Source organism: Aquifex pyrophilus (genome assembly GCF_054656935.1).
Genome location: NZ_BAAHXJ010000012.1, coordinates 74,832 through 97,616 on the forward strand (window position 1 = coordinate 74,832; position 22,785 = coordinate 97,616).

General features: G+C 45.1%; 28 protein-coding genes and 1 pseudogene. 9 read left to right on the top strand and 20 right to left on the bottom strand.

Going from position 1 to position 22,785, the window contains the following annotated elements; all coding sequences use genetic code 11:
* Positions 1 to 43: 43 nt before the first annotated feature.
* The 5 genes from metE to galU are packed head-to-tail and all read left to right on the top strand — an operon-like array spanning position 44 to position 5,305.
* Positions 44 to 2,329 carry a 5-methyltetrahydropteroyltriglutamate--homocysteine S-methyltransferase gene (metE, locus tag ACYQZ0_RS07545; RefSeq protein WP_459775986.1) on the top strand — a complete coding sequence of 762 codons (2,286 nt, stop codon included), beginning with the start codon at positions 44 to 46 and terminating at the stop codon, positions 2,327 to 2,329.
* Complete coding sequence (locus tag ACYQZ0_RS07550; protein ID WP_459775987.1) at positions 2,326 to 3,291, top strand: ATP-dependent 6-phosphofructokinase; 966 nt, start codon at positions 2,326 to 2,328, stop codon at positions 3,289 to 3,291. The genes metE and ACYQZ0_RS07550 overlap by 4 nt, the downstream gene beginning before the upstream one ends.
* A gap of 1 nt (position 3,292) precedes the next feature.
* Positions 3,293 to 3,916: a riboflavin synthase gene (locus ACYQZ0_RS07555; protein WP_459775988.1), complete on the top strand. Its 624-nt coding sequence runs from the start codon at positions 3,293 to 3,295 to the stop codon at positions 3,914 to 3,916.
* Positions 3,910 to 4,434, top strand: a complete 525-nt coding sequence (gene lpxE, locus ACYQZ0_RS07560) for a lipid A 1-phosphatase LpxE (protein WP_459775989.1) — start codon at positions 3,910 to 3,912, stop codon at positions 4,432 to 4,434. The genes ACYQZ0_RS07555 and lpxE overlap by 7 nt, the downstream gene beginning before the upstream one ends.
* Complete coding sequence (gene galU / locus ACYQZ0_RS07565) at positions 4,421 to 5,305, top strand: UTP--glucose-1-phosphate uridylyltransferase GalU (RefSeq protein ID WP_459775990.1); 885 nt, start codon at positions 4,421 to 4,423, stop codon at positions 5,303 to 5,305. The genes lpxE and galU overlap by 14 nt, the downstream gene beginning before the upstream one ends.
* Before the next feature lie 27 nt (positions 5,306 to 5,332).
* Here galU and rplU read toward each other — a convergent pair whose 3' ends face one another.
* The 14 genes and pseudogenes from rplU to ACYQZ0_RS07635 all read right to left on the bottom strand — a co-directional run bounded on the left by rplU (position 5,333) and on the right by ACYQZ0_RS07635 (position 12,705).
* Positions 5,333 to 5,629: a 50S ribosomal protein L21 gene (gene rplU, locus ACYQZ0_RS07570; protein WP_459775991.1), complete on the bottom strand. Its 297-nt coding sequence runs from the start codon at positions 5,627 to 5,629 to the stop codon at positions 5,333 to 5,335.
* Positions 5,630 to 5,643: 14 nt separating this feature from the next.
* Positions 5,644 to 6,093, bottom strand: coding sequence for a 50S ribosomal protein L15 (rplO, locus tag ACYQZ0_RS07575; RefSeq protein ID WP_459775992.1), 450 nt, complete (start codon positions 6,091 to 6,093; stop codon positions 5,644 to 5,646).
* A gap of 222 nt (positions 6,094 to 6,315) precedes the next feature.
* Positions 6,316 to 6,483 (bottom strand): annotated as a pseudogene (rpmD, locus tag ACYQZ0_RS07580) (50S ribosomal protein L30); the annotation flags it as partial.
* Positions 6,476 to 7,096, bottom strand: coding sequence for a 30S ribosomal protein S5 (rpsE, locus tag ACYQZ0_RS07585; protein ID WP_459775993.1), 621 nt, complete (start codon positions 7,094 to 7,096; stop codon positions 6,476 to 6,478). The gene rpsE and the pseudogene rpmD, both read right to left, overlap by 8 nt.
* A gap of 11 nt (positions 7,097 to 7,107) precedes the next feature.
* Positions 7,108 to 7,482, bottom strand: coding sequence for a 50S ribosomal protein L18 (rplR, locus tag ACYQZ0_RS07590; RefSeq protein WP_459775994.1), 375 nt, complete (start codon positions 7,480 to 7,482; stop codon positions 7,108 to 7,110).
* 13 nt (positions 7,483 to 7,495) lie between these two features.
* Positions 7,496 to 8,047 carry a 50S ribosomal protein L6 gene (rplF, locus tag ACYQZ0_RS07595; RefSeq protein WP_459775995.1) on the bottom strand — a complete coding sequence of 184 codons (552 nt, stop codon included), beginning with the start codon at positions 8,045 to 8,047 and terminating at the stop codon, positions 7,496 to 7,498.
* A 12-nt stretch (positions 8,048 to 8,059) separates the two neighbouring features.
* Positions 8,060 to 8,566 carry an uS8 family ribosomal protein gene (locus tag ACYQZ0_RS07600; RefSeq protein ID WP_459775996.1) on the bottom strand — a complete coding sequence of 169 codons (507 nt, stop codon included), beginning with the start codon at positions 8,564 to 8,566 and terminating at the stop codon, positions 8,060 to 8,062.
* Between the two features lie 41 nt (positions 8,567 to 8,607).
* Complete coding sequence (locus tag ACYQZ0_RS07605) at positions 8,608 to 8,796, bottom strand: type Z 30S ribosomal protein S14 (protein ID WP_010881070.1); 189 nt, start codon at positions 8,794 to 8,796, stop codon at positions 8,608 to 8,610.
* Between the two features lie 27 nt (positions 8,797 to 8,823).
* A complete protein-coding gene (rplE, locus tag ACYQZ0_RS07610; RefSeq protein WP_459775997.1) occupies positions 8,824 to 9,390 on the bottom strand; it encodes a 50S ribosomal protein L5 in 567 nt (188 codons plus the stop codon).
* Position 9,391: 1 nt separating this feature from the next.
* Positions 9,392 to 9,787 (bottom strand): 50S ribosomal protein L24, encoded by a 396-nt coding sequence (rplX, locus tag ACYQZ0_RS07615; RefSeq protein ID WP_459775998.1) that lies wholly within the window; start codon positions 9,785 to 9,787, stop codon positions 9,392 to 9,394.
* Complete coding sequence (gene rplN / locus ACYQZ0_RS07620; RefSeq protein ID WP_010881073.1) at positions 9,787 to 10,152, bottom strand: 50S ribosomal protein L14; 366 nt, start codon at positions 10,150 to 10,152, stop codon at positions 9,787 to 9,789. The genes rplX and rplN overlap by 1 nt, the downstream gene beginning before the upstream one ends.
* 56 nt (positions 10,153 to 10,208) lie before the next feature.
* Positions 10,209 to 10,973, bottom strand: a complete 765-nt coding sequence (gene murI / locus ACYQZ0_RS07625) for a glutamate racemase (protein WP_459775999.1) — start codon at positions 10,971 to 10,973, stop codon at positions 10,209 to 10,211.
* Positions 10,970 to 12,076 carry a mechanosensitive ion channel family protein gene (locus ACYQZ0_RS07630; protein WP_459776000.1) on the bottom strand — a complete coding sequence of 369 codons (1,107 nt, stop codon included), beginning with the start codon at positions 12,074 to 12,076 and terminating at the stop codon, positions 10,970 to 10,972. The genes murI and ACYQZ0_RS07630 overlap by 4 nt, the downstream gene beginning before the upstream one ends.
* Positions 12,077 to 12,102: 26 nt before the next feature.
* On the bottom strand, positions 12,103 to 12,705 hold the full coding sequence (locus tag ACYQZ0_RS07635) for an OmpA family protein (protein WP_459776001.1): 603 nt from the start codon (positions 12,703 to 12,705) through the stop codon (positions 12,103 to 12,105).
* 63 nt (positions 12,706 to 12,768) lie between these two features.
* Between ACYQZ0_RS07635 and rlmN the strand changes: the two genes are divergently transcribed.
* Positions 12,769 to 13,812 carry a dual-specificity RNA methyltransferase RlmN gene (gene rlmN / locus ACYQZ0_RS07640; RefSeq protein WP_459776002.1) on the top strand — a complete coding sequence of 348 codons (1,044 nt, stop codon included), beginning with the start codon at positions 12,769 to 12,771 and terminating at the stop codon, positions 13,810 to 13,812.
* A gap of 7 nt (positions 13,813 to 13,819) precedes the next feature.
* A complete protein-coding gene (locus ACYQZ0_RS07645) occupies positions 13,820 to 15,823 on the top strand; it encodes an ATP-dependent helicase (RefSeq protein ID WP_459776003.1) in 2,004 nt (667 codons plus the stop codon).
* Here the strand turns inward: ACYQZ0_RS07645 and rpmI are convergent.
* The 3 genes from rpmI to ACYQZ0_RS07660 are packed head-to-tail and all read right to left on the bottom strand — an operon-like array spanning position 15,798 to position 17,964.
* Complete coding sequence (rpmI, locus tag ACYQZ0_RS07650; protein WP_459776004.1) at positions 15,798 to 16,001, bottom strand: 50S ribosomal protein L35; 204 nt, start codon at positions 15,999 to 16,001, stop codon at positions 15,798 to 15,800. The genes ACYQZ0_RS07645 and rpmI overlap by 26 nt on opposite strands.
* A 15-nt stretch (positions 16,002 to 16,016) precedes the next feature.
* The gene (locus ACYQZ0_RS07655; RefSeq protein ID WP_459776005.1) at positions 16,017 to 16,481 is read right to left on the bottom strand and encodes a c-type cytochrome; all 465 of its coding nucleotides are present in this window, start codon (positions 16,479 to 16,481) and stop codon (positions 16,017 to 16,019) included.
* A 10-nt stretch (positions 16,482 to 16,491) separates the two neighbouring features.
* Entirely contained in the window at positions 16,492 to 17,964 is a 1,473-nt protein-coding gene (locus ACYQZ0_RS07660; protein WP_459776006.1) for a YifB family Mg chelatase-like AAA ATPase, read from the bottom strand.
* Between the two features lie 149 nt (positions 17,965 to 18,113).
* Between ACYQZ0_RS07660 and ACYQZ0_RS07665 the strand changes: the two genes are divergently transcribed.
* Positions 18,114 to 18,497 (top strand): hypothetical protein, encoded by a 384-nt coding sequence (locus ACYQZ0_RS07665; protein ID WP_459776007.1) that lies wholly within the window; start codon positions 18,114 to 18,116, stop codon positions 18,495 to 18,497.
* A 51-nt stretch (positions 18,498 to 18,548) separates the two neighbouring features.
* Positions 18,549 to 19,712: an LL-diaminopimelate aminotransferase gene (locus ACYQZ0_RS07670; protein ID WP_459776008.1), complete on the top strand. Its 1,164-nt coding sequence runs from the start codon at positions 18,549 to 18,551 to the stop codon at positions 19,710 to 19,712.
* On the opposite strand, the gene uvrC is transcribed toward ACYQZ0_RS07670, so the two are convergent.
* From uvrC to hypA, 3 genes are read right to left on the bottom strand one after another with little or no spacing between them, the layout of a single operon-like run.
* On the bottom strand, positions 19,707 to 21,392 hold the full coding sequence (gene uvrC, locus ACYQZ0_RS07675; protein WP_459776009.1) for an excinuclease ABC subunit UvrC: 1,686 nt from the start codon (positions 21,390 to 21,392) through the stop codon (positions 19,707 to 19,709). The genes ACYQZ0_RS07670 and uvrC overlap by 6 nt on opposite strands.
* 2 nt (positions 21,393 to 21,394) lie before the next feature.
* Positions 21,395 to 22,441 (bottom strand): hypothetical protein, encoded by a 1,047-nt coding sequence (locus tag ACYQZ0_RS07680; RefSeq protein WP_459776010.1) that lies wholly within the window; start codon positions 22,439 to 22,441, stop codon positions 21,395 to 21,397.
* Positions 22,422 to 22,784 carry a hydrogenase maturation nickel metallochaperone HypA gene (hypA, locus tag ACYQZ0_RS07685; protein ID WP_459776011.1) on the bottom strand — a complete coding sequence of 121 codons (363 nt, stop codon included), beginning with the start codon at positions 22,782 to 22,784 and terminating at the stop codon, positions 22,422 to 22,424. The genes ACYQZ0_RS07680 and hypA overlap by 20 nt, the downstream gene beginning before the upstream one ends.
* Position 22,785: the final 1 nt, after the last annotated feature.

Below are 22,785 nucleotides of genomic sequence, written 5' to 3' on the forward strand. Positions count from 1 at the left end.
TATTTTAAGAAATATAATAGGTAGAATTCAAAGGAGGAGAGGAATGTTAAGAACGTTTGCGTTCGGTTTTCCCAAGCTCGGAGAGAAAAGGGAGTTCAAGAGACTTCTTGAGAGCTTCTGGAAAGGCAACATAACCGAGGAAGAGCTCAGGAAGGGCATGGAAGAGCTAAACCTAAAGAGGGCGGAAACCTACGGGGAAAACGTTGATATTATTCCTTCAAACGAGCTTTCCTACTACGACTTTATGCTTGATACCGCCCTTATGGTTGGAGCGATTCCCTCAAGATTCGGTGAGTATAAGGGGCTTGAGACCTATTTTGAGATGACAAGGGGAAAGAACGCCCTTGAGCTTACAAAGTGGTTTAACACAAACTACCACTACCTCGTTCCAGAGCTTGAAGGGGAAAACTTTAAACTCCTTGTAAATAAACCCCTTGAGGAGTATAAATTCTTCAAGGAAAGGGGAATAAAAACCGTTCCCCAGATAATAGGTCTATACACGTTCCTGAAGCTCTCAAAAGCACCGAAGAGAGTTGAAGAAGAAGGTATCCCAGTAATAGTTATGGAGAAGATAGAGGACGAAGAAAGGCTAAACAGGTTCGCCCAGGCACTTATACCTGTATACAGGGAGGTTTTAAGAATCCTTAAGGAAGAGGGAGCTCAGAGGGTTCACTTTGAGGAGCCCGCACTCGTTACGGACATGGAAAGCTACGAGTGGGATGTTGTAAAAAAGATATACGAAGAGCTCTCAAAGGAAGGAGTTGAGATAGGCATACTCACCTATTACGATTCGGTTTCCGACTACGATAAGTTCGTTGAGCTTCCCGTTAAAGCCCTTCACCTTGACCTCGTTTCAAACGGGGAAAACCTGAAAAAACTGAGGGAAAAGGGATTCCCGAAGGATAAGGAGCTGATAGCAGGGATAATAAACGGACGCCAGCCCTGGAGGGCAAACCTGAGGGAGAAGCTGAATCTCATTGAGGAGCTCATGAAGATTTCGGAAAACCTCGTAGTTTCAAATGCCCAGCCCCTTTACCACCTTCCCGTAAGCGTTGAGCCCGAAGACGAACTCCCCGAGGGACTGAAAGAGAGACTCTCCTTCGCAAAGGAAAAGCTGAGGGAACTGAAAATTCTAAAAGAAGCCCTTGAAGGAAAAGAGGAAGCCCTTAAGGAGGTTGATGAATCAGAGAAGGTTATGACAGCGGTTTATGCGGAAAACCCCGAAGTGAGAAGGAAAATAGCATCACTGAGGGATGAGGACTTCAGAAGGGAGCTCCCCTACAGGGAGAGGGACAGGATTCAGAGAGAAATCCTAAAGCTCCCCCTATTCCCGACGACGACAATAGGTTCTTTCCCCCAAACGGAAGACGTAAGGAGAATGAGAACCGCCTACAGAACGGGGAAGATTACCGAAGAAGAGTATAAGAAATTCATAAAGCAGAAGATTAAATACGCCATAGAGGTTCAGGAGGATATAGGCCTTGACGTTCTCGTTCACGGGGAGTTTGAGCGTTCCGATATGGTTGAGTACTTTGCCATAAAGCTTGACGGAATAGCTACCACAAAACACGGATGGGTTCTCTCCTACGGCTCAAGGGTTTACAGACCACCCATAATCTACGGAGACGTATCAAGACCGAACCCCATGACCCTTGAGGAGATAACCTACGCCCAATCTCTCACCTCAAAGCCCGTAAAGGGAATGCTCACGGGACCCGTTACCATACTAAACTGGAGCTACTACAGGGAAGACATACCAAAAAGGGAAATAGCCTACCAGATAGCGCTGGCACTTCAGGAGGAAGTGAAGGACCTTGAAAAGGCAGGGATAAAGATTATTCAGATTGATGAGCCCGCATTCAGGGAAGGAGCACCGCTCAAGAAGAAGGACTGGCCCGAATACTTTGACTGGGCTATAAAGGCCTTCAGGCTTGCGTCAAAGGCAAAGCCCGAAACTCAGATACACACCCATATGTGCTACTCGGAGTTTAACGAGATAATTGAATACATCTATGAGATGGACTTTGACGTCATATCAATTGAAGCCTCAAGGAGCAAAGGGGAGATAATAGAGGTCTTTGAAAAGTTTAAGGGATGGGACAGACAGATAGGAATAGGTGTTTACGACATACACTCCCCCGCAATACCCACGAAGGAAGAGATGAAGGCGATAATGAGGAGGGCGATGAGGGTTCTTCCGAAGGAGCTCCTCTGGGTAAATCCCGACTGCGGACTAAAAACGAGAAGGTGGGAAGAGGTTATTCCCGCACTCAGGAATATGGTTGATATGGCCAAGGAACTGAGAGAGGAGGTGGGAGTAAAGGTATGAGGATAGGGCTTCTCACTTCCGGGGGTGATGCCCCCGGTATGAACCCCGTTATCCGTGCGGTAGTTAGGTATGCGGAAAGGGAAGGGAACGAGGTAATAGGAATAAGAAGGGGATACAGGGGACTGATAGAAGGGGATTTTGTAAAGCTCGCGAGCAGGGACGTGGGAGGAATTCTCGGTAAAGGGGGAACCATACTCCTCTCCTCAAGGGAGGAGAGATTTAAGAAGCTTGAATACAGAGAGATTGCATACAGAAACCTCAGGGAGAAGGAAATAGACGCCCTAATAGTTCTGGGAGGAGAGGGAACCCTTGAGGGGGCAAGGATAATAGCGGAAGAAATGGGAATGCCCGTGATAGGTATCCCCTGCACCATAGATAACGACGTCGGGGGAACGGAGTACTGCATCGGATACGACACAGCTGTAAGAAACGCTGTTGAGGCGGTTGACAGGATAAGGGATACCGCAAGCTCTCACGAGAGGATATTCATCGTTGAGGTTATGGGGAGAAACAGGGGATTCATAGCCCTTGAGGTAGGGCTTGCCACGGGAGCGGAGCTAATCCTCATTCCCGAGGAAAAATTCCCGAGGGATAAAATCCCCGAAGAGATAGAAAAGGCAAAGTCTATGGGAAAGCTCCACTTCATAATAGTTCTTGCGGAAGGATACGGAAAGGCTCACGAGCTTGAGAAGTATCTCCTTGAGAAGATAGGTGAGAAATACGGGGAGATAAGGTCAACGGTTCTCGGACATATACAGAGGGGAGGCTCACCTACCCATTACGACAGAATGATGGGAACGAAGTTCGGAATAGTTGCCTACGAGAGCCTTATAGCGGGCGAACGCTCAGGATACGTAGCCTATGAAAAGGGGAAGTTTTACATAGAGGATTTTGAGAGAGCAAGGGAGTATAAACCCATAGACAGGGAGGCATACAGAATAAACATGAGGCTGGCCATCTGAGATGTTCACGGGACTTGTTGAGGAAGTAGGAAAGGTATTGGACATAAAGCTGAGCTCAAAAGGTGCTGTTCTAACCGTTGAAAGCGGTTTTGAGGACGTAAAGGTGGGGGACAGCATATCCGTTAACGGGGCATGTCTCACCGTCGTAAAGGTGGGAAACAAATCCCTTTCCTTTGATGTATCCCCCGAAACCCTGAAGAGAACCAATTTAGGCCTCTTGAAGCGAGGAGATTACGTTAACCTTGAGAGGGCCCTCAAGGTGGGGGACCGGCTTGGAGGACATATCGTTCAGGGGCACGTTGATTTCACAGCTCCCATAAGGAGCCTGAGATTTCTCGGGGAGCATTACGAACTCGTTGTGGATGTCCCCGAGGATTCAAAGGAATTTATAGTAGAGAAGGGCTCAATAGCCCTTGACGGGATAAGCCTGACTGTGAATTACGTGAAGGGAAAGAGCGTTTATATAAACATAGTTCCCCACACCTACAACAACACAAACCTCAAATTTAAAAAGGCGGGAGACCTTCTAAACGTTGAGCTGGACATTATAGGAAAATACGTCGTAAACTACCTGAAAAGGAATAAGGATAAGGAGGATATACTTAAAGAGTTCTTAAGATGGTGATAGAAAACTTTGAGCTGAATATTCACCTCTTCAGGCTGATAAACGAGATTAACAATCCCTTTCTCAATAAGTTCTTTTACTACTTTTCGTATCTGGGCTCGGGATACGTTCTCATTCCTCTTTTAATTGCTACATACATACTCAGAAGGGAAAAAATAAAGCCCTTCATCCTTGCCATAATCCTTGAAACGGTAACTGTAGTCTCCCTTAAGGAATTTTTAAATCAGCCGAGGCCTGCAAGCCTGCTTGATGACGTAAAGCTCCTGATACCCCTTTACTGGCGTTCCTTCCCTTCGGGGGATACCGCTATGGCTTTCACGATAGCAACAGTCCTCTCAAAAGGAGAAAAAGCATACGTAAAAATACCTCTTTTCCTTTACGCCTTTTTAATAGGCTTTGAAAGGATTTACGTAGGTGTTCACTTCCCGCTGGACGTAATTTCCGGAGCTTTTATCGGTTTGTTTTCGGGATTAATTGCCTTTAAAATTATCTCGGGAGGGATATATGAGAGACATTAGGAAAGCTGTTTTACCAGTTGCTGGTTGGGGAACGAGATTCCTTCCCGCAACAAAGGCGATGCCAAAGGAAATGCTCCCCATAATTGATAAGCCCATAATTCAGTTCATAGTGGAAGCCCTTGTAAACGTTGGCATTGAAAATCTTATATTCGTTACGGGGAGGCATAAAAAGGCCATAGAGAACCACTTTGACCATAACGTGGAGCTTGAGGAACACCTGAAAAAGGCAGGAAAAGAGAAACTCTTAAAGGAAGTCGTTTACATAGCCAATATGATTAACCCCATTTATGTGAGGCAGAAGGAACAGCTGGGGCTCGGTCATGCGGTATTGATGGCGGAACCAGCCGTATCTCAAGAGCCCTTCATAGTTGCCCTCGGGGACATAATCATAGACAACGAAGAGGAAGAGCTTTCCAGAATGCTTAAACTCTTCAGGAAGTTTGGAAACTCAATCATAGCCCTTATGGAAGTCCCCTGGGAGGAGGTATCAAAATACGGTATAGCTAAGGTAAGGGAGCTTGACGAAGAAACGTATATAATAGAGGACCTGGTAGAGAAGCCCTCACCCGAAGAAGCCCCTTCAAACCTCGCTATAGTTGGAAGGTATGCCTTCACGCCGAGCATTTTTGAAAAACTTAAGATAACGAAACCCGGCAAAGGGGGAGAGATACAGCTTACGGACGCAATGAAAATGCTCCTTGAAGAAGAAGCAATATACGCTTATAAGGTAAAAAATCCCGTTTACGATACGGGAACACCCCTCGGCTACCTCAAGACAGTTATAACCTTTGCCCTAAGAAGGGAAGATATAAACGGAGAACTTAAGGAATTTATAAAGGAGCGGATAGGGCTTATCGGTGATGTAAGGTGAGATAAAGGAAAAGGGAGGGGACTTTAACTATGAAACTATATCCTTTATCTCTATTTCCGTGTAGGGCTGTCTGTGTCCCTTCCACCTTTTATAATTCTTCTTAGGTCTGTATTTAAAGACTATTATCTTCTTTCCCCTTCCGTGGGCTTTTACTTCCGCTATCACCTTTCCCTTATTAAGCTCTACGCTTCCATCATCCTTCCTTATCATAAGGGCTTCAAACTCAACGGTTTCTCCGACTTCGTTGGGAAGTTTCTCAACTTTAAGCCTCATTCCTTTTTCTACCTTATACTGCTTTCCGCCTGTCTTTATTACTGCATACATCTCTCAAACCCCCTTTAAGATATAACTTCCCACTTTCCGCCTGCCTTTTCTATCTTCTCTTTTGCAGATTTTGAGAAAGCGTGTGCCTTTATAACGAATTTTTTTGTGAGCTCTCCGTCTCCGAGAATCTTAACCCTGTCCTTCTCATCGCAAAGTCCCCTGCTTGCAAGAACCTCCGGAGTTATTTCGGTTCCCTCTTCAAAGAGCCTGTTTATAACGCCAACGTTAACGGGGGTGTATTCCCTTCTCGTGGGGTTTTTGAATCCCCTCTTTGGAACGCGCATATACAGGGGAGTCTGTCCGCCTTCAAAGTAGGGAGGCATCTTTCTATCACCGGAACGGGATTTCTGACCTTTATGTCCCCTTCCCGCTGTCTTTCCGTGTCCCGAACCTATACCCCTTCCTACCCTTTTCCTTTCCTTTGTAGCTCCCCAGTGAGGTTGAAGTTCGTGAAGCCCTACCATGGCTCATACCTCCTAAATTTCTACAACTTCACCTTCCCAGTTCTTATACTTCGTGTATCCCTTTCTCCTTAAAAAGTCCTCAAGGTCCGTAATTCTTGAGAAGTAATAAACACCCTTTCCGTTTGTGTAAACCCCGTCCTTGTTTATTACGGTGTAGTCGGGTTCTTCAGATAAATCCCTCTCAACAACGGGAATCTCACCCGAGAAGTCTATCCTGTAGGCAACACCTACCAGGTGAAAAGCCTTTCTTATGTTTCCGAGAACCATAGGGTTCTCCTCAAGAATCCTTTCCTGTCCCCTTTTCTTAAGTCCTAAGGACTTTACAGCCTGTATGTGTCTCTCGCTCTCTCCCGCAAGACCTCTCAGGAGCTTAACCTTTAGCTTAGCCATAGATACCCCTCCACGGGTAGTAATGCTTTATGTTCATCTTGGGAAGGGCATACCTTCTGTATCTCTTTAAGAGCTCTTCTACGGGAATACCTCTCTCTTCCGCTATCTGTTCGGGAGTCTTTAACTGAAGGAGTGCGTCAAAAACCGCCCTAACAACGTTGTCGGGGTTTGTGCTCCCTATGATTTTCGTAAGAACGTCGGTATATCCCGCCAGCTCAAATACGGGCTTTGCTGCACCACCGGCAACGACACCGGTTCCCCTTCTTGCGGGAAGAACGATTATCTTGGTAGCTCCGAACTTTCCTATTACATCGTGAGGAACCGTTCCATCAACTATTGGAACCCTTATTATGTTCTTCTTTGCCCTTTCTATGCCCTTTGCTATTGCAAGGGTGACTTCCTTTGCCTTTCCGTGTCCGAATCCTACGTGTCCCTTTCTGTCTCCCACAACAACGAGGGTGCTGAAGGAGAACCTTCTACCACCCTTTGTAACTCTTGCTGTCCTGTTTGCGTATATAAGCCTCTCTTCAAGCTGGAGTTCCGGAAGAATCTCATCTATCTTTTGCTTCGTTCTTCTTTCCTCAATCATCTTGTCTATGTCTTTTCCGCCCATGGCAACCTCCTTTAAAACTCAAGCCCCATCTCTCTGCACTTATCCGCAAAGGCCTTTATCTTTCCGTGATACTTAAATCCTCCCCTGTCAAATACCACCTTCTTTATACCCTTTTCAAGGGCTCTCCTTGCTATTATTTCAGCAACAACTTCCGCGTCTTTTATGGACTTTCCGCCTCTCTTGCCCGTTATCTTCTCAAATTCGGGGTCAAGGGTTGAGGCACTCACAAGGGTGTGCCCTATTGTATCGTCAATTATCTGAGCGTAAAAGTGATTCAGGCTTCTGTAAACGCAAAGTCTCGGTCTTTCGGGTGTTCCGAAAACCTTCTTCCTTATCCTTTTATGTCTTCTCAGCCTCTTTTCCCTTCTCGTCTTTAACCTCGGCATCTATCTAACCTCCTTACTTCTTACCTGCAGCCTTTCCGGGTTTGAGCTTAAGCTGTTCGCCTTTATACCTTATACCTTTACCCTTGTAGGGGTCGGGCTTCCTGAAGCTTCTAATCTCCGCAGCTACCTGTCCAACCCTTTGTTTGTCTATGCCGTGTATGTGTATCTCGTTTCCCTTAACCTCTATCTTTACGTCGGGGGGAATGGGGTATATATCAGGGTGGGACTTTCCGAGGTGAAGCTCAAGGACGTTCCCCTTTAGCTGAGCCCTGTATCCGAGACCGTGTATCTCAAGTATCTCGGTAAACCCTTCCGTAACGCCTTTTATCATATTCTTTATAAGAGCTGCCATAGTTCCGTGTATAGCCTTGTGGAAGCTCCTGTCGGAGGGTCTGTCAAGCTTTATCCACCTTTCCTGTTGGTTAAGGGTCACCTTTATATCGGGGTGAATATTAAGCTCAAGCTTTCCCTTTGGCCCCTCAACGGTTACCTTGTGCTCCTTTTCGTCGTAAGAAACCTTAACGTTCTCGGGATAGGGAATGGGTTTTTTTACCAGCCTTGACATCGCTTTCCCTCCTTACCAGACGAATGCTATAACTTCTCCGCCCTTTCTCAGCTTTCTCGCCTCGTGGTCCGTCATAACGCCTGCATCCGTTGAAACTATAGCTATTCCGAGACCCCTCTTAACGTAAGGCATAGTCCTGACGCCTGCGTAAACCCTTCTTCCGCCTTTTGAAACCCTTACTATGTTCGTGAGAGCACTTCTCCTCTTCTTGGGGTCAAGATACTTGAGGTATATCTTCAGGGGATACTGGGTTCCCTTGTTGTAATCAATTAGCTGTTGAAGGTATCTTCTCATCTTGGGATTGGGGGATTTTTCCGCGAGTTCCTTCATCTTCTTGAACTCTTCCTCGTACTTTTCCCCTTTCAGGGCTTCCCAGTCCTGTATGAATCCTTCCCTCTTCAGAACCTCAAGTATTCTTTCCTTCATCTTTGAGGAGGGAACGTAGAGGAAGTCGTCCCTTCTCATTATCGCGTTCTTGATAGCAGAGAACATATCCGCTATCGGGTCAACCGCACTCATCTAACTACCTCCTGTGAGCCGGCAGTTGGGCTAAAAACCCCTTACCAGCTCGCTTTTCTAACACCGGGAAGGTCACCCCTGAGGGCGTGTTCCCTGAAGCAAATTCTGCACATATTAAAGTATCTGATAAAGGCCCTTGGCCTTCCGCATATGGGGCATCTATTCTTCTTCCTGCTCTTCCACTTCGGGTAATACATCAAGTCCTTTGCAACCTTAGCCTTTCTCGGCATAATTACCTCCCGAAAGTAAGCATTTTATCACATAGCCCTTATGGGCAGTCCTAAGAGTGAGAGTAGCCAGAAGGCTTCCTCATCCGTTTCCGCGGTCGTGTTAATAATTATGTCCATTCCCCTTATGCGGTCCACCTTGTCGTAGTCTATCTCGGGAAATACTATTTGTTCCGCTATTCCGAAGGCGTAATTTCCCCTTCCGTCAAAGGAACGGGGGTTTAAACCCTTGAAGTCCTTAACCCTCGGGAGTGCAACGGATATAACCTTATCAAGGAAGTCCCACATCCTCTCCTTTCTGAGGGTCACCTTACAACCTATGGGCATTCCCTTTCTCAGCTTAAATCCCGCTTCCGACTTTCTCGCCCTCGTTATCATAGGCTGTTGTCCCGTTATGGCTCTAAGGTCCTCTACAGCCCTTTCCAGCTGTTTTATGTCCTGAACCGCTTCCCCAACGCCCATGTTTACGACTATCTTTACGAGTCTGGGAACCTGCATGGGATTCTTATACTGGAACTTCTGTATGAGCTTTGGAACGACCTCTTCCTTATACTTCTTGTAAAGCCTCGGAACGTATTTAGTCTCCGTAGCACTCATATCAGCCTCCCTTTATCACCTTTTCACTTACGAGGTCTATATTCTCATTGCACTTCTTACAATACCTGTACTTTCTCCTTACGTTTCCCTCTTCAACTATCCTGAAGCCCACCCTCGTCGGTTTGTTACAGTTGGGACAGAGAAGCATAACGTTGCTTATATCTATGGGCCCTTCAGTTTCTATAATTCCTCCTTCCCTTACGCCCTCTATCGGCTTCACGTGTTTCTTTATGAGCCTCACTCCCTCAACTATAACGAAGTGCCTAACGTATACGGGCTCTCCTTTCTTGTTTCTCCTCTTTACCCTCTTGTAAACCTTTAAAACCTTTCCCTGTTTTCCCTTTTCCTTCCCCCTTACTACTACTACCGTATCTCCCTTCTTGATTTTAGCAGCCATTAAACCACCTCCGGTGCTAAGGAAGCTATCTTGGTAAAGCCTTTATTCCTCACCTCTCTCGCTATGGGTCCAAGAACACGCGTTCCAAGGGGCTCACCGTACTGATTGAGAAGAACGCAGGCGTTATCGTCAAATTTTATGTAGCTTCCGTCGGGCCTCCTCACCTCTTTAGCCGTCCTCACTATAATAGCTCTGTAAATTTTCCCCTTCTTTGCGTTCCCCTGAGGCAGAGCCTCCTTCACAGTAACGGTCACAACGTCCCCTAAGGTTGCGTACTTTCTGGGTGCGTAAGGTATGCCTATTACCTGAACCTTCTTCGCCCCCGAGTTGTCCGCAACGTTTAAATAAGTCTGCCTCTGTATCATGGCATATCACCTCTCCTTTTATGAGTAAGGCAAATAAGTATTATAACATAAAATTATTAATGTGTAAAAACCCCCTCCGCAAGTTTTACCGGGTAATCCCTACCGAGTATTAATTTAATCAAAAACTGGAGATTTGGGGAAAGGTCCGTAAAAAATAACTCAAGGGATGAGGACCCATCGTCCTTTATAAAGTTATGGAGGGAAAGGGAAAGGGCTTCGGAAGAGTCAACGACTTCAACGTCTCCCAAAAACTTCTTTATCTCCTTTTTAAGAAGGGGGTAATGGGTACATCCTAAAATCAGAGTATCAATCTTACCTTTAAACTCCTTAAGGTAGTGTTCTACAACCTTTCTTGTTATCTCCCCCTCAAGGAGACCTTCCTCCGCAAGGGGAACGAATAGGGGACAGGCCTTTGCAAAAACATCAGCTCCCCCCTCTTCAAGCTTTCTCTGGTAGGCTCCGCTTTTTACGGTTGCAGGAGTTCCTATAACTCCTATTTTTTTATTCCTTGACTTTTTTAAGGCTTCTTTAACCCCGGGTTCAATAACGCCGAAAACGGGAACGTTTATCTCTTTCTTTAAACGTTCAAGAGCGTAAGCACTTGCGGTATTGCAGGCAACGACGATTATATCAACACCCTTATCCTTTAAAAAGCCCGCACACTCAAGGGAGTATCTGATTATCGTATCTTTAGACCTTATGCCGTAGGGAACCCTTGCGGTATCACCGAGGTATACTATATCAACCTTTCTGTATCTATTTCTTATAGCCTTTAGAACAGTAAGTCCCCCCACACCACTGTCAAAGATACCTATCTTCATAGGGAGTTTATTTTATCGGGAATTTTCTCTACATATATAGACCTGCTCGGGAAGGCAAAGGAGGAACCGTTTCTCTCAACTATGTCCATTATCTTGAGGTTTACATCCTCAACTATCTTTAAATACTCCTCGTAATCCGCCGTATTCGTGTAATACTGAACGAGTATATCGAGGGAACTATCACTGAACCTCTCAAAGTAAACGAAACACTTCTCATCCTTTGCGACACCCGGGTGTTCCGAGAGCATACTCCTTATATCCCTGAGTATACGTTCCATCTGTTTCCTTGTTGTTGAGTAAACGACACCTATGTATATCCTTACCCTCCTTTTGTCCCTCCTTGACCAGTTCTCTATGTTTTCGTTAACCACATTTCTGTTAGGTATAACAACGAGTGTTTTATCAAAGGTCCTTACCTTTGTTGATCTCAGTCCTATATCCTCAACAGTTCCGATAACTCCCCCTATGTTTCCCGTTTCCCCTATGTGAAAGGGTTTATCGAGGAGTATGACAAAACCGCTTATTATGTTTTCCAAGGTATCCTTAGCGGCAAGGGAAGCTGCAAGACCCAGAAGTCCCAGGGAAGCTATTAATGCACTTACGTTTATGCCCCATTCCTGAAGAATAGCGGTAGCCGTAAGGGTGATAACGAAAGCCTTTAAAAGCTTTATGGCAAAACTCCCTATCTCCTTTGAGAGTTCTTTTCCGAATCTTTCCGTTAGTTCTAAAATTTCTTTTTCAAAAACTCTTACGAAGTTCAGGGAAATCCAACCTAAGGTGAATATAAGGAAGGTTTTGAATATCTTTAGAATTACTACCTTTTCAAGCCCTAAGATTATTAAACTTAGTACAAGTCCTCCGACTACGATTAAGAAGCTGACAGGCTTAGATAAGGCTTTAAATAATTTGTCGTCTATCTCCGATTTAGTTCGGAAAACAGTTCTGCCTAAAGTTTTTACAAGAACAATTAAAACAACCTTTCTGATAAAGATAGATAAAAAGAAAACTAAAAGGGAGAGGGCTATCTTATAAAGGGGAATACCCAATATAACCAGGTTTACGTACTTTTCAAAGTCCTTAAATAAAGTGAGAACCTGTTCCATAAAAGGTAAATAGGGAAAGGGGGAGATTAATAGAGAACTATGACGTCAACAGCCCTCTGTTCTATGTCCCTTTCACCTATCAGGTCAGCAAGCTCTTCACCGTAGGCTGCGATTCTTATCTTCTCAACGGGTAGCCCGTTCCTTATGAGGTAAGCGGCAACGTTTTGTGCCCTTTTCATGGAGAGTTCAAAGTTATACCCTTCTTTTCCCTTCGGGTCCGCATAACCGACAACTATAACCTTCTTAATATCCTTATCTCTTACCGCGTCTATCAAGTCGTCAAGTGCCGTTCTTGCATCTTCCCTGAGGGTGAACTTATCAAAGTCAAAGTAAACCCTTACCTGCTCTTTTCCGCTTATCTTGAGCTTATCAACTTCTTCCTTCAGGCCCTGAATATCCTGCTCTGCCTTGCTTACCCTTTCTTCAAGGTTGTCAACCCTTGCGGAAAGTTTGTTTATGCTTTCCGTATTCTCTTCTATCTGTTCCATATAATGTCCGTAGCACTTCTGGATTAAGTAGTTGGAGAAGACTACGTTTTTCTCCTTACAGGGGTCTTTTGCCGCCTCTTTCGGAGAACAACCGACTATAAAAGCGGAAAGAAGAAGTCCAGATAGAGCTATCTTTTTCATGACCGCACCTCCCTAAACTAACTACCTTCTATTAATTATAGACCTAAACTATCTTTATTAATTATGGAATTCATAACGGAGTACACTCTTGAAGAACTGAAAGAAAAGTTCAAAGAGCTCGGGCTTGAGCCTTACAGGGCTAAACAGGTTTTCAGGTGGATATACAAAAAGTTCATTACCGATTTTGATAAAATGACTGACCTATCAAAGGAACACAGAAAGTTATTAAAGGAAAAGTTTCTCTTTCATCCCCTTGAAAAGATTGAAAAAGTTGAGGCTCCCGATGCGGTAAAGTATTTATTCAGGACTAAAGATAACCATATTGTTGAAACGGTTTTGATAAAGGAAAGGGACCACTATACCCTTTGCGTTTCCTCCCAGATAGGTTGTGCGGTTGGGTGCACCTTCTGTGCGACCGCCCTTGATGGACTGAAAAGAAACCTTACCACTTCCGAGATAGTTGACCAATACATACAGGTAAAGCAGGACCTCGGAGAGGAAAAGATTAGAAACGTAGTTTTTATGGGAATGGGAGAGCCCCTTGCAAACTACGAGAACGTGAGGAAGGCTGTTGAAATATTCGTATCCCCCGAAGGTATAGACCTATCAAAGAGGAGGGTCACAATCTCAACGAGCGGAATAATAGCCCAGCTAAGGAGAATGGCACGGGACCCATTTATGAGGGAGGTTAACCTTGCGGTTTCCCTAAATGCGGTGAGCCAGAAAAAGAGGGAAGAGCTAATGCCCCTTACGAAGACAAATACCCTTGAGGAGCTTATGGAGGTTCTCAAGAGCTTCCCCCTACCGAAATACAGGAGGATAACCCTTGAATACGTTCTGATAAAAGGGGTAAATGACTCCCCGAGGGATGCGGAAAGGCTTGCAAAACTCATAGGAAGACATAAAAAGAGGTTCAAGGTAAACCTCATTCCCTTCAATCCGGACCCTAACCTCCCATACGAGAGACCTTCCCTCACCGATATTATGAAGTTCCAAAAGGTTTTATGGAAATACGGCATATCAAACTTCGTAAGGTTCAGCAAAGGTGTTGAGGTATTCGGTGCCTGCGGTCAGCTCAGGGCAAGAAGGGAGCATGCCTTAAAATGAATTCCCTATGGAACTGAATGAACAGCAGAGAAAGGCGGTAGAGCATTACGGGAAACCCCTTCTCGTTATAGCGGGTGCGGGCTCGGGAAAAACAAAAACCTTAATACACAAGGTTGAGTATTTACTTAAGAAAGGATTAAGGAAGAACCAAATTCTATGTATAACCTTCACCAATAAAGCGGCGAACGAGATTAAGGAAAGGGTAAAAAGGAGCTTGGGGCTTGAGCTTGAGTGGAGCGGAACTTTTCACTCGGTAGCCCTGAAAATTTTAAAAACAGACGGAGAGAAGATTGGTATTCCTAAGGACTTTGCGGTTGCGGACGAGAGCGACAGCCTTGAGATACTGAAGGAAATATTAAATAAATACGGAATTAAAGAGGACCCAAAGGAGTTAAAGGAAAAGATAGCGAAGGCTAAGGAGAGCTTGAGGAGTCTTGAGGCGTGGGAAGACGTTATAATTCGGGATTACAACAATCTCCTGAGGAAGAATAAACTCCTTGACTTTTCGGACTTAATGAGGGAGCTTTACAATCTTCTCCAGATAGATGAGGTGAGGGAGAAATACAGGAAAAAGTTCGGATACATACTCGTGGACGAGTATCAGGATACGAACGAGATACAGTATGAGATTCTTAAGCTCCTTGCGGATAGGAATATCTGCGTAATAGGAGACCCAAACCAGTGCATATACGAGTGGAGGAACGCAAGACCTGACAACATACTCAAGTTTATTGAGGACTTTAACCCTGATATCGTAAAGTTTGAGGTTAATTACCGCTCAAAGGAGGCGATTCTTAAGGTTGCTAATGCGGTTCTTGAAGCCTCAACCCTTGAGTGGAAGGATTTAATACCAAAACTCAGGGGCGTTAGGGGAGAAGGTAATAAACCTCACGTGAGAAGGTTTAAAGACGAAGAGGAGGAAGCCCTCTGGATATCAAGCAAGATTAAGGAGCTTTCGGGAAATTATCAATTTAAGGATTTCGCGGTTCTTCTCCGTGCGGGATACCTCACGGACGTTTACGAGAGAACCTTCTTCAAGACAGGTATCCCCTACAAGGTTGTTGGAACCCTGAGGTTTTACGAAAGGCAGGAGATTAAGAACCTCATTGCGGTTCTCAAGATTGTCGTAAACCCCTCCGATGAACTCTCGTTCAGAAGAATAGCCCAGTTCTTCCTGAAAGGTCTCGGTGAGAAAAGCTTCAAGATAATTGAAGAGAACTTTAAAGGTAGCTGGCTAAGAGCGGCAAAGGACTCCCTGAAGAAACTCCCAAGAACCGCTGCAATATCCACTTACGAGTTCCTTAAGGCACTTGTTCCTCTATATAAGGAGATTCACAAATACCCCGAAAAGCTTGAGGAGTTTATTGAAAGGATAAACTATTACGAACTTCTGAGGGAAAAATTTAAAAAGGATTACGAGGAGAGGGAGGAAAACGTAAGGGAGTTTTTGAAGTCTTTGAGGGACTTTTACGAGAAAGGTTATACCCTTGAGGAGGTTCTCACGGAGATAGCCCTCACAGCCTCGGAGGAGGAAGAGGAAAACGCTGTAAGGATAATGACCATTCACTCCGCAAAGGGGCTTGAGTTTCCCGTTGTATTTCTCCCCAGACTTGAAGAGGAAATACTTCCCCATAAAAAGTCTTCCGAGAGCTTGAGGGAGCTTGAAGAGGAAAGAAGGCTCTTTTACGTGGCAATAACGAGGGCAAAGGACCTCCTCTTTATGAGCTACACGAAGAAGGAAAACAGAAAGCCGAGCAGGTTTCTCTCGGACATTCCCAAGTCTCTCCTTGACCTATCCGCGTTCAGGAGGAAGAAGACGAAATACAGGGAAGAGCTTATTCCCAATAACACCGTGAGGAAAGGAAACTACGTAATACACAAGGTATTTGGAAGAGGAAGGGTTTTAGAAGTAATAGGGGAGAGGGCAAAGGTGAGATTTGAAAACGGGGAGGAGAAGGTTATTCACACCTCTTTTCTTGAAGTGCTTAAAACTCCTTCAGGAGTGCCTTGACGTGCTTCTCCATATTCGCCTTTACATATGTGGGCTTTCTGAGGTGTCTCTTCCTCTTTGAGGATTTCTTAGTGTTGTAGTGAGCTCCTCCCGACTTCCACCTCTTTATCTTTCCTCTGGCGGTTACCTTAAACCTCTTTGCAGCGGAGCGGTTCGTCTTCATCTTAACCTTTGCCATAACAACCTCCTCGGATTACTTATGAGACAGAATGTAGGAAGCTATAGCTCTGAGCTCTCCTTCTGATAGCCCCTTTAGCTGGGCAAGCTGGGGTTTCATTACCGCAAACTTTGCAGGGTCAACTATGGGCTTTCCTTCACCTTTCAGGAACTTGACGAGTTTATCAACATTATTCCCGTAAGCCTGGGCTATCTTCTTGAGGGAAGGTCCCACCGTATCGGCAGCGGGCTGGTGGCACGCACCGCATCCTTTCGCGTTAAAGAGGGCTTTCCCCTTCTCAACATCTCCGTCTGCACTTGCGGTTGCTACTTGTTTTGTTTCTTGCTTGGCTTCCTGCTTAGCCTCTTGTTTAACTTCCTGCTTCACGGCTTCCTGCTTGGGAGCTTCACTCTTTTGCTCTTCCTTCTTCTGGGGCTGTTCACAGGCGACGAGCCCGAGCATCAATCCGCTTATTAAAAGATACCTTATCTTCATAGCCATACCTCCAAATTTATATTCTAAACTGCAAAGCTTCCGCTATGTGCTCTTCTTTTATCTTATCGCTCTCCTCTAAATCCGCTATAGTTCTTGAGACCTTAAGAAGTTTGTAATAACTCCTTGCAGAAATCTTTAAGTTTTTAACCGCCTCCCTGAGGAGGATTTTCCCGTTCCTTTCCAATAAATTCAGGCAGTATTTATTGACTTCTTCATTACTCATTCTCCCGTTAAAGACTCCCCTTTCTTTCTGTATGTTGTAAGCGGTTTCAACTCTCTTCCTTACCTCCTCCGAGCTCTCCCCTTCGGGGAGCTTTAAGAGGTCCTCCTCTTTGAGAGGATACACCCAGACCTTTAGGTCTATTCTGTCTTTTATCGGTTCTGAAATCTTTTTGTTGTAAACCTTTATCTCCTTTTCGGAACATACGCACTCCTTAAAGGGATTTTTGTAATTTCCGCAAGGGCAGGGGTTCATGGTTCCTATAAGGGTGAACTCCGCGGGAAATATTACGTTATTCCCGGCTCTGCTTACTTGAACTCTTTCCTCCTCAAGGGGTTGCCTCAGGGCTTCAATCGTCTTCCTCGGAAACTCCGCCATCTCATCAAGGAGAAGATACCCCCTATGGGCTAAGGATATAACGCCCGGTTTTGGCGGATTTCCCCCTCCTATCAGGGCTATCTCGGAGCTCGTGTGATGGGGAGACTGGAAGGGTCTTTCCGTTATTAGTTCCTCCTTTCCGTAGAGGCTGTAAATTTTTGAAACCTCAAGAACTTCTTCAAACTCCATTGGAGGAGAAATACTTTTTATCCTCTTTGCGAGCATGGATTTGCCAGCTCCCGCACTGCCAACAAGCATAAGGTGGTGAAAGCCCGCGGCGGATATCTCAAGAGCCCTCTTTCCGAGAGTTTGCCCCTTTACGTCCCTGAGATCCTCATCAAAACTTTTGTTTTTCTCAGGTTCTCTAAAAGATAAAGTTCCTTTATTTAATTCTCCCCTCAGAAAATCAACAACCTCTTTTAAGGTATTAAAGGCGTAAACGTTTATCTCCCTTATCAAGCTCCCCTCTGCTGAGTTTCCCTCGGAAATTATGAAGTTTTTAAAGCCCTTTTCTTTTAAGGAAATCAGAAGGGCAAGAATACCTTTTACCTTCTTCAGCTCCCCGTTCAGGGAAAGCTCCCCGAGAATTATAAAATCTTTTGTCTTTACGTTTCCCGTTGCTTCAAGGATTCCAAGGGCTATGGGAAGGTCGTAATGGGTTCCGAGCTTTTTTCTGTCGGAAGGGGAGAGGTTTACCGTTATCCGCTTCAGTGGAAACCCGAAGCCCGAATTTTTCAGGGCGGAGCGAACTCTCTCTTTAGCTTCTTTAACAGCGTTATCGGGAAGACCGACTATGTTAAAAGATGGAAGCCCACTTGATACATCAACCTGAACCTCTACGGGAAAGCCCTCTATTCCCCACATCCCTCCGCTGTAAACTACCGCTACCATTTTTATGAGTATAAAATTAAATTAGCGGTATGAGGAATTTTCTATTGCTAATTTTAGTTTTTTTCTCTACTTCATTCTGCAATGAGAGAGGCTTTACTCAAGAAGACAGGGAAAGACTTATAAAAGTTGAATCTACATTGAAGGTATTTATGGAACAAGTTGATAGAAGATTCGAACAAATTGATAAACGCATTTCGGAATTGAGAGAGGATATGAACAAAAGGTTTGAACAGGTTGATAAAAGATTTGAGCAAATAGATAAGCGTTTTGAACAGATAAACAATGAGCTGAACAGGCTCGTAAATATAATGGTGGGAATATTTGCGGGACAGATAGCTCTGGTTGTTGCGGTCATTGGTTTCGCTTGGTGGGACAGGAGAACTATAATAAGGAAAGCTAAAGAGGAAACTTTTGAAGATATGGAGAAAGAGTTAAAACCCGAAAAGTTTAAAAAGCTTATTAATGTTTTGCGGGAAAAGGCAAAAACGGATAAGGAGCTTGAGGCTCTCCTGAGAAAATACGGGCTTCTTTAGGAATTCTCTAAGATAATATAAAACTTAAAAATCCCTTTTAGGAGGTGTGGAGTGTTTGAGTTCTCGGACAGGTTAAAGGTTTTACCCCCTTACCTTTTTGCGGAGCTGGACCGAAAGAAACAGGAGAAGATAGAACAGGGTGTTGACGTCATAGACCTCGGTGTGGGCGACCCCGATATGCCCACCCCTAAGCCGATAGTTGAGGCGGCAAAGAAAGCCCTTGAAAACCCTGAGAATCATAAATATCCCTCTTACGTCGGTAAGCTTGAGTTCAGAAAGGCTGTTTCGGACTGGTATAAGAGACGCTTTGGTGTTGAGCTTGACCCTCAAACCGAGGTGATAACCCTAATAGGTTCAAAAGAGGGAATAGCCCACTTCCCCCTCGCTTTTGTAAATCCCGGTGATATAGTTCTCTGTCCGGACCCTGCTTATCCCGTTTACAAAATAGGTGCCATATTTGCGGGAGGAACACCCTACACTATTCCTTTGAAGGAAGAAAACAACTTCCTCCCCGACCTTGATTCCATACCCGAAGATGTAGCAAAAAAGGCAAAGATTATATGGATAAACTACCCCAACAACCCCACTTCCGCACCCCCGACCCTTGAGTTTTACGAAAAGCTCGTTAACTGGGCAAAGGAGTATAACGTTATAGTCGCATCCGATAACGCGTACTCGGAGATATACACGGGAAGTGAGAAGCCCCCTTCCATACTTCAGGTGCCCGGTGCTAAGGACGTTGCCATAGAGTTTCACTCCCTGTCAAAGACCTATAACATGACAGGCTGGCGTATAGGCATGGCGGTGGGAAATAGGGAGCTTGTTGCCGGACTCGGAAAGGTAAAGACGAACGTTGATAGCGGACAGTTCGGAGCGGTTCAGGATGCGGGAATAGCTGCCCTCAACCTTCCCGAGGAAGAGGTTGAGAAGATTAGGAACGTGTACAGGGAGAGAAAGAAAATTATGACCGAAGCCCTTGAGAGAATAGGCCTTGAGATTTACAAGAGCGATTACACCTTCTACCTCTGGATAAAGGTTCCCGAAGGATACACTTCTGCGGAGTTCGTTGGAAGACTTATTGACGAGGCAGGGATAGTTTGCACACCTGGAAACGGATTCGGGGAATACGGAGAAGGATACTTTAGGATATCCTTAACCGTTCCAACCGAGAGACTTCTTGAGGCTGCGGAAAGGATAAAGTCTTTAAAGCTATAAACCTTCAAGGTATTTCTTCACTTCCTGCTTCAGGCTCGGGCTTATCCCGAGCTTTCTTAACTCTTTTTCGTCCGCATTTATGAAGTCGTATAAGGTATCAAAGTTCCTGTAAATGAGCTTTTTCTTTGCCTCACCCACCTTTATACGGTCAAGAACATCTTCCATGAACCTCTTTTCCCTCAACTTCCTGTTGTAAGTTATCGCAAACCTGTGGGCCTCATCCCTTATGAGACCAAAAACCCTGTAAAGAGTCGGATTTTCCTTGAGCCTTATCTCCCTTCCGTCCTCAGTATAAAGTATCTCTTCTTCCTTGGCAAGGCTGAAAACCTTAATCTCAAGTCCGAAAAGCTTTTTTACCTTCAGGCCCACGTTAAGCTGACCCTTTCCCCCGTCTATAAGCCATATATCGGGCTTTTCTACCTCTCCCTTCTTAATCCTTTTAGCCCTCCGTGTTAAAACCTCTTCAAGGGATGCGTAATCGTCTATACCGCTTACGGTTCTTATCCTGTATCGCCTGTAGGATTTCTTATCCATTCTCCCCTCTCTCCAGACAACGCACGAGCCCACCACATCCTCCCCGGCAAAGTGGGATATATCAAAACCTTCTATTATCCTCGGGAGGGGAATATTCAGCTTTTCTTTGAACTCCTTCTCAAGGGCCTTGAGGTCCACGCTTTCCTTCAGGTTTTCCTTAACAATCTCAAGGAGCTCTTCGGGAATTTCCTTCAGAATTTCCGTTCTTCCCTTACCCCTTTCCCTTATCCACTTTTTTACTTCATCGCTCAGGTTGAGATTTGTGAATATCTTTTCGGGAACATAATTCCCGTAGTAATAACCGAGGATAAACTCCTCAACTTCTCCCTCAGAATCAAAGGTAAAAATCTCCTTCCCCACGAGCTTTCCGCTCCTTATCAGGAAAAGGAGAACCATAAAACCTTCTCCGTAGATGAGGTCCGCCTCTTTAACGGGAAGTGCGGAGACGTTCTGTCCCCTTGCTATGTTTTCAAGAGCTATTATCTGGTCCCTTATCTGGGCACACTTCTCAAACATAAGCTCGCGGGAAAACTCCTCTATCTTCTCGTAAAGCTTGGGAAGAATCTCTCTCACCTCTCCCGTGAGCATTGCCCTTGCACTCTCAACGTAGAGTTTATACTCCTCCTCAGATACAAAACCGCAACAGGGGGCACAACAAAGACCCAGGTGGTAATCCATGCAGGGCTCATTTCTCTTTGGCAAGGGGTCACACGTTCTCAGCTTAAAGAGGTTGTGAACGAGCTTCTTAATCTTGTAAGCCTTCTTACTCTGAAGGAAGGGACCGAAAAGCTCTCCCTCGTGCTCCGTTCCCCTAACAACCTTTATCGTTGGAAATCTATCTTTTGTTAAAAGTAGCATTGGATAACCGCCGCCGAACTTGTGAAGGACGTTATACTTGGGCTTGTGGTGCTGAATGAGGTCTATCTCAAGAACGAGAGCCTCAAACTCGTTTTTCGTAACTATCCACTCAACACGCTCTGAGCCGAAAACTATCGCCCTCTCTTTCGGGTCCCTTTCCGCAAGCTTTAAATGTTGGTGAAGTCTCTTTTTAAGATTTTTAGCCTTTCCTATGTAAAGGTATTTCTTTCCCTTCTTAAAAAGGTAAACGCCCGGCTTTTCAGGTGCCTGTTTGATGATTTCTTCCACACTCACCTTAATTTAAGATAGATTACTTCCCTCATCTTAACCCTTTCAAGCTCAAGCTTCCTCTTTACCTCCTTGACATCAGTTTCTTCCATATCTTCGGAAAAGATGCCGAAGAGGAGGGAAGGGTTAAAGGAAAAGGAGTATGTGTATCCCGTGAAAAAGGGAAAGTCCATGAACCTTACCGCATCCGTTCCCTCCCAGCCGAGTCTGTAGGCCTTCATTGGCTTGAAATTATCGTCAAGAATGAGGAACAAGCCGTCGTTATTTCCTCTAAAGCGTGTTTCCCCCGCAACTATAAAACCCCTTCCATATTCGCTCACAGCTCTTCCGTAATCGTATTCCCCGATATCGTAAAGGTAATAACTCCCGAAGTCGTAAACGAGTAGGTCGCTGTCCCCCTCTTCGTCCTCACTTCTCCCGACCGCTATAACCTTTCCGTTAACCTCGTTAACAAACCTGAGGTAATCCTTATAAGCACCTCCCAGCGTGTAGCTCTCAAGAATCTTCCCCTCTTCCGTAAACTCAACGATTAAGCCATCCCAATCTTTTCTCTTTATCCTGCCGACAGCGTATATAACGCCTCCTGCCTTCTCAACCGAGTAAAAATACTCCTCGGAAAAATCAAGCCTCCGGCTCCAGATAACCTTAAAATCCCTTGAGAGCTTCGCAATAAAGGCATCCCAATCCCTTTCCCTTATGCCACCGACGAGTATAAAGCCCTCATCGGTTCTTAAAACCTGCCAGAGCATAAGGCCTCCTTTAAAGGGAAGTTTGATAACCCTTAGCAAATCTCTTTTATAAAGAACGAGGGCTACATTCTCCCTTTCCTTTTTTATATACACAACTCCCGCAAGACATTTATCGTGGACCACTTGAACGGTATAAGAGTAAGAACCTTCCCCCAAGTCTAAAGTAAAGAACCTGAGGTTATAACCGAGGAGTGCACTCTCCTTTTCTTCCGTATGTCTCCCCGTTATGCAGAGAACACCCTTCTCGTAACTCAGGGAAAAGCCGACATCACCCCCCGCGTCAAGAAGGATTATCGTCATCTACCTCAAGCTCTAAGCTCTTCAGGAGCATATCCTGACCCGCGGTTATCTCGGTATTTAAAGAACCGCAAAAGGGACATACCATATTCAGCTCCTCTTTCTTACCCTCCTTCCCGCAGTCCCTACACCTCAATTTCAGGTTTTCTATCTCCATAACGAACTCAGCCTTTTCCGCTATTGTTCCCTCTTTGAAGGTGTTAAAAGCCATCTCAAGAAGATGGGGCTCAACGCCTGAGAGAACGCCTATACTCACGACTATTCTGCTTACCGCCTTTGCGTTATGCTCCCTTGCGTAATCCTCAATCATCGTAAGAAGACTCTGAACTATTGAAAACTCATGCATC